This window comes from Spiroplasma endosymbiont of Sarcophaga variegata (assembly GCF_965178695.1).
Classification (GTDB): Bacteria; Bacillota_I; Bacilli_A; order Mycoplasmatales; family Mycoplasmataceae; genus Spiroplasma; species Spiroplasma poulsonii.
This window is the reverse complement of sequence record NZ_CBCXVU010000002.1, coordinates 644,074-663,342: the sequence shown is the minus strand read 5'-3', so window position 1 is coordinate 663,342 and position 19,269 is coordinate 644,074. Positions and strand designations below refer to the sequence as shown.

The window sequence follows — 19,269 nt, the reverse complement described above, 5'->3', positions numbered from 1 at the left end:
TCTAATATAAGTTTAGTATAATTATATATGGATAAGAGTGGTGGACTAATGGCATTAACAGAATTTACAATTCAAGGGGATAAATTTAATGGTAAGAATTTATTATTAAATTTATACTTTTTAACAAATGCGAAGAGTAAATTTACTGATGATGATGTTAAGAACCTCCGTTTAAAAAATATTACAACAGTGAATGGATTAGATCTTTTTTTAAAAAAGGAGATCTATATCGCTGATTTTTTTGTTAGTTTAATTAATGATCAAGCAAAGATTAAAAAAGATAAAAAAGGCGAAACAAAAGAACTGTATGATATTTTAATTCGCTTTAAATCAATTTCGGGCTTTGATGATATTTTAGATCCAAACTTATCGTTAACAATTTTTGGTGATATTGACCCACAAATTGGAATTGTTAATGTTAAAAACATCTTTTTAACAGCAATGGAAAAAGAGAAACAAGAATTTGAGACAACGGCAACGACTGTTGTCTTAGAAATAGCGGATAATTTTTGAATTGATGAAGCAAGATTACGAACTATTTTTGATTCAAATGTTTTTGCTAATATGAAGTTCTTAATTTCATCTTTTTCTGAAGAAAAAGAACGCTGATTACAATATCTTCAATTTCAAAGCCAGAATTTAGAATATAAGCGTAATAATTCATGCTTATATTTAACACGGAAATTAACAGAATATGTGAAAATCCCAAAAACAGTTGCAGCAGTGGAAACTTTTCATGATGCTCGTTTTTTAACACCTAATTTTTGGTATGTTAATAAAAAGCATTTTATTAATAAAAGTATCAAGATTAATCCTTCTTATGAAGAAGTAAATGTTATTGAGTTAGAATTAATTTTAGATGATTTTAATAAGTATCGTGTTTTAGAAGGATTAAATAATTTAAGTATGACGGGATTGCAAATTAATCGAACATATCAAAAAGAAAACCCCTTAACATTGTTTATTTTTAATTTTAGTGATAGTTATGCGCAAGATGGCACCGATATTTATGATTTAGGTTTTAATATTGCAACAACAAAAGAACAACAAAAACCGGATCTTAATGTAATTAAGGAAATAATGAAACTTTATATGATTGAAAATAATATTACAAAAGAGAAAGAGATTGATCCAGCAACAATTAAATTAGTTGCTGAGCATTTAAGTAAATATCAAATTATTAATTGCTTTTATGAAATAAAAAATGATGATGATATTTCAACAAAAGAATTAACAAACATTATTCCTCAGTATGGTTATTTAACTTATATTGGAAAAGGAGATTCAACTTTAATTCGCCGTAGTAATATCATTTTAGATAAAATTAGTAAAAATGATGTTGCCAACCCTTATTTAATTAATTATATTTTTAATATTGAAGATGTTAAATTAAAATCACAGCATCATTTAATTGCGTTAGAACAATTGCATTTTGCTTCGACTAATTTGAATTTAAATCAAAAAAAAGCATTAGTAAAAGCACTTAATTCTCAAGACATTTTCTTATTGCAAGGACCTCCGGGAACAGGGAAAACTGAGTTTATTGCTGAATTAGTTTATCAGTATGCTAAACTTGGGAAAAGGGTTTTAATATCTTCTCAAAATCATACTGCAATTGATAATGTTTTAGCAAGATTATATAAAACACCAATGTTAGTGCCATTACGTTTAACCGGAGAAGAAGTTCGTAAAAAAAATCGTTTTAATGATTTTAATCCGGATAAATTAATTTTTAATAATTATCGTTTTATTTATTCGCATTTAATGCGCCAATATTTAACAAAATGAAATGCGATTGATTATGATTATGAAAATCAGAAGAAGGAATTACAAAGTCTTAAAGCTCGGGCAAAGATGCTTGAAAAAGAAATTAAAGATTATAATACTTGAACACAAAAGGTAAATGAATTAGTTGCTGAACAAGAAAGATTAGGCAATCAAAAATTAGAATATCAAACTAATAATCGAAAATTAAAAGTTGAAATTAATAATATTGATAATATGATAGAGTTTTTAGGCAACTTAAGTTGAGAAGGAATTATTACCGCAACGGCGGACTTAGTTGAATTATTTAATAAATATTTTGGAACTTTAATTCAAGAAAAGTTAGGTTTTAAATTTGACGAATCATATTCATTAACAAGTACTTATCAACAATTATTAACAAAATCAGGAACTGTTGATCCATTATTGGTAAAAAAAGAACAAGAATTAACAGAATTAAAGAACGTTAGGCAAGAATTCCGCGATGATGCATGAATTGAGAAACTTCAAGCGGCGCAAAATGAAATTACGGAGTTAAAACAACAACTTTCGTTAAAACAAGATAATGTTATTTATCAAAACTTACAACAAAAATTTAAAAACGATCTGTTAAAATTAAAAACACATTATGAAGAACAAATTAATAATAATGAAAAATTAATGAATCAAATTGATGTTAGTAAAAATGCTCAAGAAATATCATATTTAGAAGTAGACATTGCAGCATTACGTAATCGCATTGATGCTTTGAAAATCGAAATTGAAAATATTGTTAATAGTATTAATCATATTTTTAATTTAAATTTAGTTGTAAAAGATATTACTGCGACAATTAATGAAATTGATAAGGTCATTAATGGCATTGATCATGATATGAATACCATTATTAATGAAAAAGCAACAAAAGGTAATTTTGTTAATAATATGATTACTTTCTTAGATAGAAATTATAATATTGCCGCTTTTTTAAACCAAGAAGGAATTCAAAATGATCGTTTTACTCCAGCAATGGAACGCGACACTGTTAACTATGCTAATCAGTTTTTGCAAGACAGTGTTAATGTTGTTGCAATGACCGCAACTTCAAATCAATCATATGCCCAAAGTAAAAATAAGGTTTTACAAGATTATAATATTGCTGATATTGATATTAAAAAATTTGGGTTCGATGTTGTTGTCATTGATGAAGTAAGTAAATTAACACCAATGGAAATTTTTATGCCGCTAGTATATGGTAAAGCGGTGGTTCTAGTTGGTGATTATCGTCAGTTACCACCAATTATGCCATATCGTGAAGAAGATGTTGCTTTGATTAATGATAATTATAATGAAAATTATAGTTATCATGATTTCTTAGAGTTAGTAACTAATTCAATGTTTAAAAAGATTATTTCAAAATGTGACGATTCTGTTAAAGAAATTTTAGTTAATCAGTATCGTAGTCATGAAGATATTATGCGAATTGTTAATGTGTTTTATGAAAACCAATTACAATTAGGAGATCAAGAAAATCAAAATAACGAAAAACAACATTATGTTACCGTTGAAAATGAGAAGGGTTTAAAAATTTTTGATAGTAAAAAAGCAATTTATTGAATTGATTCAACAAAAGATGAAAACCAAAACTTTGTTTATGAACAAGGTGAAAGTGGTAGTACCAGTCTTTTTAATTGATTAGAAATTAATTTAACGATTAAAACTCTTATGTTAATTGATACAGGATATAATGATTTAACTGCGAAGTTAAAAAAACAACCAAAAGTAGCGGTGATTAGTTTTTATGGATTGCATGTAAAAAAATTACGGAAAACTATTAGTAATTTAAAGTTTAAAAATATTAAAGTTGAAGTCTCAACTGTTGATGATTATCAAGGACGAGAAACAGAAATAGTTATTGTTAATACTGTTCGTCATCCACAACGGCAACTTAATGCTAATAAAGAATTTGTTAAAAAGTATGAACGGTTAAATGTTGCCTTTTCTAGGGCAAAAAATATGTTAATTATTATTGGAGCAATTAATTTCTTTGCTAATATTGATGTTGAGATTCCAACGATTATTAATCCAAATGTAACAACCACAATTAAAGCATATTATGAAATTTTACGAATTATTGATAATTATGGTCTTATTTGACATGCAAAAGATTTATTATAGAAGTTAGAGGTAGAAAATGAAATTAGGAGTAGTTAAAGTCTATAAAAACTGAAAAAAATTAACAACAATTGTTAGTTATCAAACACCAAAAAGACCATCCTTTTTTCAGTATGTCATTTTAAATGCTATTGCTAATTATCCAGATAAAGAAAAGTCGTTAGCTAATATTTTACGAGATGAATTACAAATTTTTAATCATAAAATTTACGCTGAATGTTTAAAGGATTTAATTGAAAAAGAAAACACAATTGAAATTAATTCACAAGGGTCATTAAATTATTTGGCTAATAGTTATGCTGAACAAGAATGAATTGATCATGCAATTGGAATTTTTTATATTTCAAAAGAAGCACTACAAGCCTTAGAAAAAGGTTATTTGTTAAGTAAAAACAATAACCGTGAAGCAACAATTGATTTTATTTTTGATATTTTTACAAATGAACGATATATTAATAATGAACATTTACTCTTAATAGAAAAAATTAATAATAATGCTTTAACAATTTTTCCAGAATATGAAGTAACAATTACGGGTGATGATTTATTTAAATTCTTAGAAAAATATAAAACTAGTCCTAATAAATATAATATGTTTAATAATGATACAACATTTACTTCAATTCGAAAGCAACAACAAACAATTAAACATGATAATAAAGAAGTTAATAAATTATTATCTGATGTTTATGAAACAAAGGAAGTTGTGCTAACTTTAACAACTTTTAAAGATATTAAAATGCAAGTTATGAATGATAAAAATTTGCAAGAAATTATTGATAATAATATTAATTTACGAACAAAAATTTTAGATTATTTTTTAACAATAATGACAGAAGATTTAACAACTGATTTTAATTTAAATATTCAAAAGATTGCAGCAAATACGCTAGAAAGTGATTATCAACAAGACCCTCGTCATATTATTTCAACATTGATAAATCCTCGAATTTTGATTATTAATGCAGCAAATGTTAATCCAAAAGCAGTTTTAAATCATAAATATTATTTTGATAATGATATTCGTTGTGTTATTTTTGTTAATGTTGATCATAGTACTAAGATAAGTGATTTAACCGCTTCAATTACAATTTTTTATTTAGATAAAACCATTTTACCAATACATGATCATTTTTTGACATTATTTATTAATGATAAAAACGAGACAGAATGTTATGCCTTACAACCAACAGAGTTAATGATGTTAAATCGTAAAATTATCACTGCCCAAAAATTTTTATCAAATTATAGCAACCTCTTATTTAAAAAAATTTTACAAAATTTACAAACTGTGTTGAAAAATGAACAAGGAAATATTTATGAAACAATTCACGGCAATAAAGTTAATGACCTCTTTATTTATTGTTATTTAATTGATCTATTAAATCAAAATGACAATGCTTTTGATGATATTTTAAAAAATATTAGTACAAATGATTTTCAAAATAAGATTTTAATTTTATCCAAATGTGAGCAAATTTTAACTAATTTTACTTTAAGACCAAATTATTTTACAAAAATGCACACCCTTTTAATTACGGCGATAAAACAAGAAGCCAAAGACCAGCAAAATATTGTTAAAGCGTATCAAGTTTTAACAAATAATGATTTGTTAGCAAGTAAAGAAGCTTTAAATATGCTACAAGAACTTTACCATCAAGATAATGTTACTTTAAAACAACTATTAGAACTAACTAATGTTGCAAGTTCAACAACTATTGAAAAAATTTGAAATCAAAATTTATTTGCTATTTTAACTAAATTCCTTTTTGCGCTTAATAATGATAATTTGCACCGTGAGTTATTTGAAGAAATTAGTACAACAAATTTAAGTAAAAATATTACTTTATTAGTTAATTTGTATGGTTATGCGGAAGAATATCTAAAATATTTTACTGAAATGAAAAAACGAGAGACAAGTAATCTACAGCGTCATTGAGAGGAAATTTGAACTAAGGTTGCAACCATTAGCGAACGCTTTAAAAATATTAATCATGGTGATGATTTAACAATTGAATTACTAGGATCATTATCACAATTAGAAACGAGATACAAAACTATTAAGTTTAAAGATATGTTTAATTCTGAATCAAAATTTCAAGAATACCTTGATTTTTGCTACTTTGATAAAGCAGCATTATATTTAATAAATATCTTAGAAGAAAAAATTACTGCTATGCTAAAGGCAAAAGACCACCGTTTAAAAGCAATTAATGAAAAATTATTTGTTTGCAAGGATCTTTTGGATAAAAGTAAACAAAAACAAATTATGACAATATATTATGAATTACGATTGTACTTATATTGTGAAAAAGCGCGCGATGAGCGAAATGATAATAAAAACCGCGATGCATTAAAAAAACTACAAAAAGAAATAGAAGAGGTGTTAAATTAATGAGTATGAGTGTTGAACAGGTAATGTATAATTACCAAAAAAAAATCGAAAGATTAAGTTTAAATATTAATTTTGTTAAAGAAAACTTACAATTATTATTACAACAATTAAAAAATATTGATGCTAGTGGATTAAACTGCCAAGCAATTGAACAGTATTTACAAGAGCTAAATCAAATTTTAGTTGATTTAGAAACTAATCCATTGGTTAATGAATTTCAAAAGGTTAAACATGTTGATTTAGAATTAGCAAAACGAGTTAACTTTTTCTTAGAACAAAAAACATTAAGTTTAGCAGAAATTCAACAAAAAATTGAAGTGCTAAAAGTAAAAGTTGTTGAAGACGAAACAAAACAACGCTTAGTGAATTTAAAAAATCGTGTTAATTTAAATTATCAAACATTAGAGCAAGAACTACTAGGAATGTTTGATGATAATGCTTCAAAAGCTTTTATTATGAATTTTTTTAAATCAAATAAAAATCAGCTTGTTAATCTAGATCCAAATACAATTTCAGAGCTTGTTCAAGATGAGATTAATAACTATCGTGCTTCAATAGACTTTATGAAAAATCAATATCTTAATAGTTTTAAAGCCCAAATTGGCGATGATAAATTTATTAATGCTGAATTAGGACCGGTGTTAGAGGAATTCAGTCAAACTAGTGTTAATGATACTAATGCTTTAAATCAAAAAGCATTGGATTTACAAAATAAAATTATTAGCCAACAATTAGATGAATCAGCACGAAAACATACAATTGCTGCAATCTTGCAAGCAATTCAAAAACGTGGTTTTATTGTTGATAATAATGATATTCGAATTACAAAGGAAAATGACGATAGTCTTGTTATTGTCTATGCTAAAAAAGTGACAGGAGAAGAAGCAATATTTAAAGTATATATTGATGGTCGTTTTACTTACAAATTTGAAGGTTATGAAGGTCACGCCCATGATGTTGATGAACAACCATTTGTTAATGATTTATCAATGTATGATGTATCATTATCAAAAGAAATGAAAAAGACATATTTAAATCCAGATAAGATTATGAACCAAGCTAAAATACAAATCGATAGTAAAACAAAAAAGAAATAAGATAATAATTATGACATTTATTCAAGTATTAGTAGGCAAAGTAAAAATGTATTAAAAGGACCAATTTATATTACTCCTTTTAATACATTTTTCAATTATTTTTTATTTAGATAAGTACCATCTTTATTTATATTTAAAGTGTTTTAAAAAATAATATAACCCAATTGTTGGTAAGATAAATATAATTGTCATTGGAAAAACTAATGGCCAAGTTGGACGGGTATATATGATATTATCTCAGTCAAAATTATATATAATTCCGTTTAGTTTATGCCAATTAAATTCATTATTAAAAAAATTAGAATAACCTCAACTATGATAGAAATTATCGTCGTTAATTAATTTAGCAGCAGTTAAAGTATATCGACTAAATAAGTTAAGGGCAAGAATTCCTGTTTTATATTCATTACTTTCAGCAACTTTTTTATAGTCCTCAATATATTTTGAAAAATTAATGAATAGTGTGTGCCCAGGCACATTTTGAGGTTGTTGTAAAATACTAGTTATTATTGTTTGAGTATTGAGAGCATATTTTTTTTCAATTTCCATAAACATATTTTTTTGAAATTGCCAGCTATAGCGATACCCTCATAGAATCGGATTTGTCGTAATATTGGGGTTTATTCCAAATGTATTTTGTTGGTAAAACATTTGATAAATCTCAATTTTTGTAGAAAATTCTCTTGAAAGAATAATTTGAGGATTTTCCAAATTACTTTGCGGGTGAATTATTTTAACATCTTGATTAACATCAAAAAGTAGTTCCCTTTTAAATCATTAAAGTGGACTTCCTCTGAAAGAAAACCACCTTGTAATATTTTTTGATAATTATTTTTTTCTAAATAATTATTTATAATTTGATGAAATTGATTGCCATCATTTTTATTAATGGCATCGTAAATTTTATTATATATATCATTAGATTTAAAAAGATTAATTTCTGTGTGCTTGTTTGCCTTAATTATGTTGGTAACATTATAGTCTGCTGCTGAAAAATAATGCTTGATATTTTTTGCCGTCATAAGTCAAGGTGTTATTAAAACAATGATTGTTAAAAATAATGTTATTAAAGTTATAACACTTTCTTTTAAAAAATGACTAGCAATGATGATAATAAATCAAAATAATGGTAATGAGATAAAAGAAATCAAGATTCCAACACCATAGAGTTTTAAAAAAATTAAAGTATGTGGTCATGATGTTATTAACAATTAAAATACTGTTGTAATACTAAAAATAATAACATAATAGAAAACCACAGTAATTAAATTAATTAATAGTTTTTGAAAAAAATACTAGTACGACTAAAAGGTTTTGTTGTTATTAAGAGGAATGATGATTCTAAAATGGGACGATTAAAAATGATAATATTAAGATTTCCTAGAAATAAAAATGGAAAGACAAAAAAATTGACTGCAAAGAATAAATAGGAAATAAAAAATAAATCAATATATTTGTTATCTTTGTTAAAAGAAATTGCCCCAACTAGAAAGACATTTATTGATAAAATCATTAGGATTATTAATGTTACTCAAAAACTAATTGCTCTTTTAAGCAGAAAGAAGTCCATTTTTAAGATTTGCATTATTCTTCACTCATTTCCTTTATTTTTTGATACATATTTGATTTATCAAAGGCATAGTATTTTTCATATTCTGCTTGAATATCTCAGACTATTTCATTATTTTTTTCTTTTTCTACAACAATTTGACCATGATCCAAAATAATAAAGTGATCAATATAATCAGCAAATTCATTAAGAATGTGGATAACAATAATAATTGTTTTACCATTTTTATGTAAACTAACTAATAAATCAATTACAATCTTTCGGGTCATAGCATCTAAACCGGTGGTTGGTTCATCTAAAATATAAATGTCATGTTTTAATAAAAAACATTGTGCTAAAAGAACCTTCTTGGCCATTCCTGTTGATAAAATATTTAAGGATTGGAATGCTTATAACTTAAAAAAATCAATAATATCTTTAATTTTTTCTTTTTTAATTTTTTCTTGCTCTAATATACATCACATTTGCAGATAATCAAATATATAAATTTTAGATAGGAAAACAGCTTTTTCTGGGATATAACCAATTTTTTGCTTTGATAAAGGGTTGGTGTTGTTTAATCTGTTGATATAAATGTTTCCTTTTTTATGGGGAAATGCCCCAAGAATTGTCTTAATTAATGTTGTTTTTCCAGCCCCATTATGTCCTAAGATTCCAAAAAAACTTCCTTTGGGAATAGTAAGATTCATGTTAGTAAAAATTGTTTTTTTTTAAAAATGATTGAGATAAATTTGTGATATTAACTGCTGGTTCTGTAAAAGTTATTGTTTTTTCCATAAAAACATCTTTTCTATTAATCATCAATTGTTTCAAATCAATCACCTGTTACTGTTTTATAAATTGTGCATGGTGGTGTTTTTGGATAACAATCCATTCCTATCTTACGTTCAGCAACAATTCGATAATTTCAACGATCTGCCTCTAACTCTGTTTCATAGACATACTTTAACTTCCTTTCAGAAACATATTATTGAATTATTGGAATTTTTATTTTAAAGTAATTAGCATTTCAAGTTTTTAAATAGACAACATAGCTTTTATACTTAAATTATATCAATAAAGTTTTATTTTTAAGATTGTAATACTTTACAAAAGCATAAATAATTTTTGAATGAGAATTATAGGGACATTTTCTTTAATTTTGTCGAAAACTCTTGATGAAATAAAAAAAATCATCAATATGACAATTTGAAAACTAATTTTGTGTAAGATTATGATTTTGCTTTAAATTTTTTAAACGTTAAAATATAATACCGTTGATTGTTGGTTTGGTGTTAAACCTTTGTGTTGGTATTTTCATTTTCAGAGCTTTAAATAATTTTGAATATTAGTGAAACCCAAACCATGATAATGAATTAAGGCTTCTTTAAGACTGGATTGTAATTTACTAATCTTATTTAACTTTTGATAACTAGTATCAGGGTTTGTACTAGTTTTGGTGGAATATAGAGTAGAATTTGTTTGTTTTGCTACTAATAAATATAGTGGTTGCATATCAGAAATAATTATTGATTTTTCTTTAATTAGTTGCTTATTCATATTTTCAATAATCCATTGTTTTTGTAATCTTTTGGTATTGGTGGATTGAACAAAAATATTATTATTGCTATCAACTGCCATTTGAATACAGCATTTGGTATCAGTTGAAAATGGATCGAGATGAGTTTTTCGTTTATCAAATTTATCTTTAAAATTGCCTTTATGAATTTCTTTAATAAATGTTTCATCCATTTGGATTTGACCATTTAATTTTTTAAATTTTAACTGTGTATTTTCTAATTGTTTTGATTGCATTAATTTTTGTCGATTATATCAAGCGGTTTTTGGGGTTGTTTTAATAAAACGAGAAATTATTTTACTAGATTGTCCTAACAATGAAATTTGAATTAATAAATTTCACTGTTCATAATTTAAATGACTTCAATAAGTAAAATGATGACGAAATGCATCAAAACTAGCACGACATTTTTTACATAAATATTTTTGTTTTCCTTCGGAATTATGACCATTTTTAACACAATGAAAAGATTTGCAATTAGGACATATAATGCCTTTATCTCTAAATTTTTGATCAATTTCATTTAAACGTTTTTGTTTTTTAATTAAGTCTGCTTGTTGTTTTATTTTTTCATAAAATTCTAAAAATTGATCATCTGTTAAGCTATTTATTAATTCTGTAATTATTTTTTTCATCATTTATTTACCTCCATATATTAAAAATATACCTAATTTTAGGTATATTTTATAAATATCAAGAGTTTTCGACAAAATTAAAGGACATTTTTAAATAATTTATTATAAAAATAGTATAATATTTATATTGCCAGTAATCATTTTTAGGTTTTAAAAAGATTTCTAATTTTATTTTTTGTAAAAATCAACCAATTAGAGGGAGTAAATAAATGAGTGTTAAAAGTAATTTAGACAAATTAAAGAACCAAATTGGGATTAAACGTTGTGTTATTCTTGAAGGAAATGTTAATGATATTTATCAAATAAATAACGGTTATGTTGGTTTAAAAGATAAGTTACGTGGTTTACTAAAAGAAAAGGTTTTTAATGACATTTTTACTTGAGATCGGATTGATGGTTTAACTGGTGGAAATATTAATAACTTAACTTTAACAGCTGAACCACAACAAAAAAGTAAAGAAGGTGAAGCTTATGATTTTGGTCAAGAAGTGATTAATAATGCTAATAACCAAGATAATGGTCCAACTGGACAGTTTCCAACTTTAGCAGAGTTTTTTGCTATTGTTCGTCGTAATATGCTAACACCAAGTCCCAAAAAAGTTGCTTTTGTTGCTGATTTTTCAGATTATTTATTTTCAAATGAGCAATCATTAAGCGAAGAAGAACGTGTTAATTTAATTTCCTTAAGTAAGGCTTTTCGTGATAAAAAATTTGACCAATCAGAAATAGTTGATTTTGATACTTCGATTATCTTTATTACCAATAGTGTTGGAAAGTTACCAACGTCATTTTATTTAAATAATCCGGATGTTACAACAATTACTTTAACGAAACCAAATCGGGAAGAACGTGAAAAATTTATTTTAACTAACAAGAGTTTTTTTAAGATTACTGAAGATTTAAGTACTGATGTTTTAAAATTACAAGATATTTATGATACGATGGAGGGATGAACTTTGAAAGAAGTTTATCAATTAATTAAATTCTCAAACAATATTGCTGAACGATTACCGTTTGAAAAGTTATTAAATTCTTATCAATATGGTGACAAAGTTTCACCTTGAGAAGAAATGAATTATGATAAATTAGCAACAATCGAAACAGAGTTAAAAAAACGAGTTATTGGGCAAGACCATGCGATTGTTAAAGTAAAAAATGTTGTTTATAAAGCCTTTACGGGGTTGTCTGGCGTGCAATATTCTTCAAAACGAACAAAACCCAAGGGAACGTTATTTTTTGTTGGTCCAACGGGGGTTGGAAAAACTGAATTAGCAAAAGCTTTAGCAAAGTTTTTATTTGGGGATGAAAAAAACTGTATTCGTTTTGATATGTCAGAATATAACCAGGAAGCTAGTGATCAAAAATTAATCGGAGCACCGCCAGGTTATGTTGGTTATGAAGAAGGCGGTCAATTAACTAATGCAATTAAAGAAAAACCTTTTAGTGTTTTATTATTTGATGAGATTGAAAAAGCACACCCACGAATTTTAGATAAGTTTTTACAAATTTTAGAAGATGGGCGTTTAACAGATAATAAGGGACAAACTGTTAGTTTTTCTGATTCCTTCATTATTTTTACTTCAAATATTGGTGCTGCTGAAGTTGATGATAGTTTACCATTCTTAGAAATTGAAAAACAATTTATTCAAAAAGTTTCTGATCATTTTCGCACCGAATTAAGACGTCCAGAATTATTGGGGCGAATTGGAAATAATATTATTCCGTTTAACTTTATTAAGGATATTAGTTTTAAGGCAAAATTAATTACTCAAAAATTACGTCCAATTCAAGTAGCAGTATGAGAAAAATATAAGGTAAAATTAGAATTTATTCAGTTAGAACAAATTTTGCCAATCATTATTCAAGATGCCGATGATAAAAAGGGGGGGCGTGATTTGTTAAATAGTATTGAAAAACATGTCGTTGATGGGTTAAGCTCCTTTATTTTTGCCAATCAAACTAGTTTTAAAGCGGGTCAAACAATCTTGGCACAAGCTAATGGTCAACAAATTGAATATAATTTAAAATAAACTATGAGTAATTTAATTAATTTTAATCGGTTTGTTTCTTTTACAACAATTGAAGGTCCGGGAAACCGGTTTACCTTATGAATGCAAGGATGCATTATTAATTGCAAAGGATGTAGTAACCAAGAGATGATTCCTTTAATTAATCGGAATGTAATGGAAGTTAGTGAACTTTTCAAAGCAATTAAAGATGCGCAAGAGCGCTTTCAAATTGAAGGAATTACAATTTTGGGGGGCGAACCGTTTATTCAACCACGGGCATTATTGGAATTAGTGACGTTGTGTCAAGCAAACAATTTAACAGTAATTGTTTTTTCCGGTTTTTTATACGAACTATTGCAAGAAAAACACCCGGAAATTTTAACTAAAATCGATATTCTAATTGATGGGCCATTTATTATTGAAAAACTAGACAAAAAACGGCGTTTAATTGGTTCAACCAATCAACGGGTAATTAAACTAAGTGATACTTATCAAAATAATGATTATTTTGAACAAAATATTATTGAAGCTGAATTTACTGTTACTAAAAATAATAGTATGATTATTAATGGCGATGGTGCACACCTCGTCAACAATGAGAAAACAATTTTAACAAAAGAGGAGGACAAAGAAGATGGGAGCATTTAAACTAGATGGTGATGTGTTTTTACATATTAAACAAGATATTATTAAAGTTGGGGATAAATTAGAATTTAAAGCAATAAATGGTGATATGAGTGATTTTCATATCGATGATGTTAGAGCAAAATATAAAGTTATTTCGTCAATTCCAAGCATTGATACTAGCGTTTGTTATACTCAAACAGTTAAGTTTAATGAAAGTATGAAAGATTATAATAATGCTCGTTTAATTACGATTTCAAGAGATTTACCATTTGCGCAAGAAAGATGTTGTGAATCATTTAAAGATGAAGCACACTTCTTAATTTCAGATTATAATTATCGAGACTTTGGGGCAAAATCAGGATTAGTTTTCACTGATTCACAAATTTTACCACGAGCTGTAATAATTTTAAACGAAGACAATATTGTTGAATATCTTGAGGTTGTGAATCCGGTTGGTAATGAACCAAATTACCAAGCAGTATATGACTTTTTAAGTAGTAAAAAATAAAAAAAGTATTGATAAAATACTTTTTTTATTTTAAAGTTAAAAGTTCTTTGATCTCATCAAGGTCCCGTAGCTTTTCTTTATCAACGTTTAGTTTAAAACCATAGCCTTCTTCTTTTTTATATTTTGGAATAACATTAAGATGATAGTGAAAGACTTGTTGAAAAGCTTCACTTTTTTCATTACTAACGTAGTTAATTCCAACAGGTTTTAAAACTTGATACATTTTTTGGGCAACTTTTTTTCCAACTTTTGCAACAGCAGCTAAATGTTCATCATCTGTTTCACTATAATAATCAAAGTGTTTTTTTGGAATTATTAAGGTGTGACCATCACTATTTGGAAATAAATCTAAAAAAGCGTAAACAAGATCGTTTTCATAGATTTTTTTACTCGGAATTTCTTGGGCAATAATTTTACAAAAGATGCAATCACTTTTGTTCATTTTTACATCAGCTCCTTATGAAATAATTATAGCAAACTTATAAGGCGAGTTATAGCATCTTTGCTTTTGGGAAAGGAAAAATAAATAGTTAAAAATTTCTAACTTTTTTAAAAAATTTATTATTTTTCTGTTATAATTAATTGCTATAAATCATCTAATAATTCCTTAAATTTTGTGATATAATATATGTATGTAGCAAACAGAATGAGAGGAGATGATTATAATGGAAGATAATAGTACAAAAACAGCTCATGATGAAGCTAAAGAAATTGTTGGGTGATACAAGTATGTTAGGGGAAGATATTTATGAATATCTTGAAGTATTAAAACATCAAATTAGCCAACGAAAAAAAGTATTGAACCTAATGATTTAAAACAAGCAGCCTACTTTGAAGATTTACTATTATCTGTCAAAAAAATCTGAAATGAAAAATACCAGGACTAAGTAAAGCTCTTATTTTATGAAAGCAAAGCAGTTTGCTTTTTTAATAAAAAAAGAAGATTTTTAATCTTCTTTAACAATAAATGATCCAATTGCATCAAATACAGTTTGCGAGTAAACATTTTCTGGATTATAACCAAAGGCTAATGAATATAGTCTTGTTTTTGCTGCGGTTTGCAAATCACTAAACTGAGCAAAAGTATATTCAATTCACTTTAAGATTTGTCCTTTAACATTTGGCACGTTTGTTGGAATTCCGTCTTTATCATAAAGGGCATTTCCATTTTCATCATATGTTCCTAAATAACCTGTTTGATTATATAATCATGATAATGAACGTTTAGCGCCTCCTTGTTGTGATACTCACGCTTGGTCTAGGTTGGTTGGTGTTCCTCCTGACCCATATCAAGTTAATGATAATGGTTTGTTATTTGTCTTAGTATTTTGATAATTAATGTTCATATTTTTCATTAAGTCAATTGTATAAATTGGTAAGACTAGAACAACTGATCCATATCTTCGGTTAGCATCTAAAAACTGATAACTTGAAGGACTTATTCCTTCCCCTGATTTAATAATCCCTGGTGTTGCGGTTTCAATAATTTTTTGTTTATATGCATCAGCATTATTTAGGGTTGTAAAGATTTCATTTTTACTTTTATTGATTCCAACAAAACCCTTAAAGCCACTAAGGCCAAAGATTGGGTCAATTCCTTCGTTAATCATATTTTTAAATTCATCACCATTTTTGGCATTAAACATATTTTTTAAGTTAGTTGTTAGAATATCTTCTTTGTTTGTTAAATCAGTATTTAAAGTTGCAACATTTTCTAATGCTCCACCAGTCTCGAATAGTTTATCTAAACTAGCTTTATCTAATTTTAATTCTCAAACCATCTTAACATATGAATTTCAACGAGCACCACTAATTGTGTCTCATAATTGAATGGCATTAAATAAGGCACTGTTACGATTTAAATAAATTTCTGTATTATCACCACCACCATAACGTTTAATTTCGTTTTGGTGTAAATAGGTTGCAGTAATAATTTTATCAATTACAGTTGGGACTTCAATATGTTTATAATAATCATTAAAACGAATTTTTAAAGCAATTTTCTTTTCATCTTCTGTCATTTTATTGAAGTCAGTATAGTCATTTCCCGCAGGTTTAATTTTAATCTCAAAGTTATTTTCCCCTTGATCTTTTCGTGATTTCGTATAATCAGGTGATGTTGTGGTTGATTTTCAGAAATATGATTGGACTCCTCCAACAAATCATTTTTCTGATTGGTAATCAGGTGCATATCCTTGGCCAGCAATTATTAATTCTAATGGTGTATAATTTGATATTCCAGTTAAATATTTCGTGTACAAATTATCAAGAGCAACTTGTTCCACAAAACTAACAATTTGTTTTGCTAATTCATTTTCTGGCTTACTAACATCAATTGTTACTCCAGTATAACGAGCTCTTGTTGCTTCTTCTGAGGCATAGAAGAATTTCGAAATATTAGTATCTAATAATCGGACAGCCATTGTTTTTAGGTCCGCTTTTGTAAAAATATCATTAAATGAATATTTTACGTTTACGTAACTTGATTGATTTTCTGAATCAATTTGGGAAATAATTCAACGTTTAACTTCATCAGCAATTGCTGGGTCAGTAAAACGCTCAAAGTTCTTTTTCCCACAAGCAACAACAGTGGTGCTGGCAGAAGTAACAATTGTTATTGCACCTAAGATGCTTAATAATTTTTTCATTATCTTCTACCTCCTATTGTGCTAAAGTCATCACGATATCAATTTTGATCACCATTATTATAATATTTTGTTTTATCTTTTTCTCAAGTTTTAAATTGATGTAATCAAAAGGCAGTTTGAGTAGGGCTAGTATGAAGTCCTGAATAATTTGTTTTAATTTGTTCATCTCAATATTTTGATTGAGCAATTTTATCGACAATAGCTTTTGTTTTAATTTCTGCGGCGGGTCCACCAGTTTTATAGCCTTGAATCGTTTTGTTTTCTGCTTCAAAACTACTATATAAACGTTGAACTGCTCCTCCTGATAAGTTTGTTGTCAGTGCGCTAATAATTAACGTAAATCAATCAGCATTATCGTGTCCTTCACCATCTTTAAAAGTAATAAAGTTTTTTAATCATTGGTCAGGACCTGCTCCATTTTGTAAAATTTTATTATTAAAATTATTGAAAAAGTCATAAGTTCAGAATCATCATGTTTTATCATCAGCTGAACCAGAAGATGAAGACAATGTCGCGTATTTCTTAACCCCGTCTAAAACTTTAAATTTAAGTTTGCTAGTACTATCGTTATTAACTAAACTACGGTTTGTTAAATACCATAAATATTGGGCATTAGCAAATTGTGTATTCATTTTTTGTTGTGCTTTATCTGTTGTCATAATTTGTGATTTATCAGACATTTCTTTATATGAAATGTTTGAATAATTTAAACTTTTAAATTGTCAATCACTATTATAAGGACTATATGATGTTGCGGTTGCGTCAGCTAAATATTCACGACCATCAAGATGAACTAAATTTAGTCCATTTGTGTCAAAGAAGGCAACTACCATATCTTTAGTTTTACCGACTGTTCAGTTTCCACTAATTTCATCGGCAGTAGCTTTTCTCCCAATAGCAGTTACTGCTGCATCTAAATCAGCAACTGGTGCTGTTGATGTAGCGCCAATACTATCATAAACACTTGCTTTTAAAATATTCGATTTAACAGCATCCGCTTGTGTACTTAATGTTAATAAGTCTGTTGATGGTGTTGCAGTTCCTTTACTATTGTTAATAAAATCATCTCAACTTGGTGCGGTTTTTAAAGCAGTTAAATCAGTATTAATTTGATTTTGGGTGTTTTCATCAAAACTATCTTTTGTAAAACCAGTATCAGTTGGTGTTACTCCCGATTTAAAGGCATAAGTTATTTTTGAAATAGCTAGCGGTTTTTCGTTTTGGAATCAGTTTTCAATAAGATATTTTTGAAATAATGAATATTGTCCAGAATCATATGATTGTGATAAAAATGGTTTTCCAATTGATGTTTTACTTGCATCAGCAAAAACAGGTGTTGCTACTGGTGGGAATTTAACCATATATTTAGTAACATCATAACCTTCTGTTTTTAAATTTCCGGCAATTGTGTCTAAACGAGTATTAATTGCATCAATTGTTAATTGACTTAAATCTGCACCAAAACTTCCACTTGTATTATCTCAACTAAAAGCTAAAGCTACTTGTGTTCGTGAGTTTTGATCACTAGTATTTCAATCTTTTGCTTGTCATCCGCCTTTAAGAAAATCAGCGAAAGAACTTAATTTAGTTACTGATGTATCAGTTGTATTAGTTTGATATGTTCGCATATTATTATTTAATAGAATGTTAGTTAACATTTGTGTTCCACTAATTCCTCCATCAGCACCGGTTGTCATAATAGTGGCTTTATAATTCTGCTCTTCAATCCCATATTTTTTATTTCCACTAGCACCAGTAATATCTTTATAATTTGAATCTAAAAAATCATAATATTTTTTTTCTCAATTTTTTTGGTCGCTATCTTTAAAACTTTGTTTCTTTTTCTCAACAATATTGTTTGTGTTTTGAACTAATAAATTTCATTGGTCTTTTAAAATGTCTTTTAAATCTTTATAGTCTGCAATATCACCAACTGTTGTTTGAGCAGTTGGAAAAAATTTATCTGGATTAGCTAAAGCTGCCACATTTAAAATTTGCGTTAATTGCACTGACATTTTAGTTCTTGTTGGTCCATCTCATTGTGATGGATCATTTGTTCATGTTCCATTCCCCGCATCAACAAAGGGATTTGCTAAAACACTTCAAATATCAGGGGAAGTAATTTGTTTTCCACCATAAATTCCTGGGAGTCAAGCTCAAATACTATCACCATTCCCATTTTTATGTTGATTGTTATTTTCTTTATTACTACATGCCACTACCCCAGAAGCTGTTGCCCCGACTATTACCACACTGCTAAGTACTGATAAAAGTTTCTTCATTTTGGTTCATCCTTCCTTTTGA

13 protein-coding genes and 1 pseudogene are annotated in these 19,269 nt (G+C 27.2%); 7 read left to right on the top strand and 7 right to left on the bottom strand.

Annotated elements, in window-relative coordinates; all coding sequences use genetic code 4:
• Window positions 1–48: 48 nt before the first annotated feature.
• Genes ACOBME_RS05190 through ACOBME_RS05180 form a run of 3 tightly spaced genes read left to right on the top strand, consistent with a single transcriptional unit; the run spans window position 49 to window position 7,410 of the window.
• Window positions 49–3,921, top strand: coding sequence for an AAA domain-containing protein (locus tag ACOBME_RS05190; protein ID WP_419334517.1), 3,873 nt, complete (start codon window positions 49–51; stop codon window positions 3,919–3,921).
• A gap of 16 nt (window positions 3,922–3,937) precedes the next feature.
• Window positions 3,938–6,313 carry a hypothetical protein gene (locus tag ACOBME_RS05185; protein ID WP_419334515.1) on the top strand — a complete coding sequence of 792 codons (2,376 nt, stop codon included), beginning with the start codon at window positions 3,938–3,940 and terminating at the stop codon, window positions 6,311–6,313.
• Window positions 6,313–7,410 (top strand): hypothetical protein, encoded by a 1,098-nt coding sequence (locus ACOBME_RS05180; RefSeq protein ID WP_419334513.1) that lies wholly within the window; start codon window positions 6,313–6,315, stop codon window positions 7,408–7,410. The genes ACOBME_RS05185 and ACOBME_RS05180 overlap by 1 nt, the downstream gene beginning before the upstream one ends.
• 123 nt (window positions 7,411–7,533) lie before the next feature.
• Here the strand turns inward: ACOBME_RS05180 and ACOBME_RS05175 are convergent, their stop codons facing one another.
• The 4 genes and pseudogenes from ACOBME_RS05175 to ACOBME_RS05160 all read right to left on the bottom strand — a co-directional run bounded on the left by ACOBME_RS05175 (window position 7,534) and on the right by ACOBME_RS05160 (window position 11,176).
• On the bottom strand, window positions 7,534–8,121 hold the full coding sequence (locus tag ACOBME_RS05175; RefSeq protein WP_338964525.1) for a hypothetical protein: 588 nt from the start codon (window positions 8,119–8,121) through the stop codon (window positions 7,534–7,536).
• A gap of 17 nt (window positions 8,122–8,138) precedes the next feature.
• The gene (locus tag ACOBME_RS05170; protein ID WP_419334511.1) at window positions 8,139–8,621 is read right to left on the bottom strand and encodes a hypothetical protein; all 483 of its coding nucleotides are present in this window, start codon (window positions 8,619–8,621) and stop codon (window positions 8,139–8,141) included.
• A 373-nt stretch (window positions 8,622–8,994) separates the two neighbouring features.
• Window positions 8,995–9,669, bottom strand: a pseudogene (locus ACOBME_RS05165) (ABC transporter ATP-binding protein).
• A gap of 544 nt (window positions 9,670–10,213) precedes the next feature.
• The gene (locus ACOBME_RS05160) at window positions 10,214–11,176 is read right to left on the bottom strand and encodes an IS1/IS1595 family N-terminal zinc-binding domain-containing protein (protein WP_338963247.1); all 963 of its coding nucleotides are present in this window, start codon (window positions 11,174–11,176) and stop codon (window positions 10,214–10,216) included.
• A gap of 206 nt (window positions 11,177–11,382) precedes the next feature.
• On the opposite strand from ACOBME_RS05160, the gene ACOBME_RS05155 reads away from it, so the two are divergent.
• Genes ACOBME_RS05155 through tpx form a run of 3 tightly spaced genes read left to right on the top strand, consistent with a single transcriptional unit; the run spans window position 11,383 to window position 14,317 of the window.
• Window positions 11,383–13,203 (top strand): AAA family ATPase, encoded by a 1,821-nt coding sequence (locus ACOBME_RS05155; protein WP_338964512.1) that lies wholly within the window; start codon window positions 11,383–11,385, stop codon window positions 13,201–13,203.
• A gap of 3 nt (window positions 13,204–13,206) precedes the next feature.
• Complete coding sequence (locus ACOBME_RS05150) at window positions 13,207–13,830, top strand: 4Fe-4S single cluster domain-containing protein (RefSeq protein WP_338964509.1); 624 nt, start codon at window positions 13,207–13,209, stop codon at window positions 13,828–13,830.
• Complete coding sequence (gene tpx / locus ACOBME_RS05145; protein ID WP_338964505.1) at window positions 13,817–14,317, top strand: thiol peroxidase; 501 nt, start codon at window positions 13,817–13,819, stop codon at window positions 14,315–14,317. Before ACOBME_RS05150 ends, tpx begins: the two co-directional genes overlap by 14 nt.
• Before the next feature lie 25 nt (window positions 14,318–14,342).
• Here tpx and ACOBME_RS05140 read toward each other — a convergent pair whose 3' ends face one another.
• Window positions 14,343–14,759, bottom strand: a complete 417-nt coding sequence (locus tag ACOBME_RS05140; protein WP_338964502.1) for an HIT family protein — start codon at window positions 14,757–14,759, stop codon at window positions 14,343–14,345.
• 251 nt (window positions 14,760–15,010) lie between these two features.
• Between ACOBME_RS05140 and ACOBME_RS05135 the strand changes: the two genes are divergently transcribed.
• Window positions 15,011–15,133 carry a hypothetical protein gene (locus ACOBME_RS05135; protein ID WP_419334508.1) on the top strand — a complete coding sequence of 41 codons (123 nt, stop codon included), beginning with the start codon at window positions 15,011–15,013 and terminating at the stop codon, window positions 15,131–15,133.
• A 131-nt stretch (window positions 15,134–15,264) separates the two neighbouring features.
• Here ACOBME_RS05135 and ACOBME_RS05130 read toward each other — a convergent pair whose 3' ends face one another.
• Both ACOBME_RS05130 and ACOBME_RS05125 read right to left on the bottom strand, forming a co-directional pair.
• Window positions 15,265–16,965 (bottom strand): lipoprotein, encoded by a 1,701-nt coding sequence (locus ACOBME_RS05130; protein ID WP_338964495.1) that lies wholly within the window; start codon window positions 16,963–16,965, stop codon window positions 15,265–15,267.
• A complete protein-coding gene (locus tag ACOBME_RS05125; protein ID WP_419334505.1) occupies window positions 16,965–19,247 on the bottom strand; it encodes a lipoprotein in 2,283 nt (760 codons plus the stop codon). Before ACOBME_RS05125 ends, ACOBME_RS05130 begins: the two co-directional genes overlap by 1 nt.
• Window positions 19,248–19,269: the final 22 nt, after the last annotated feature.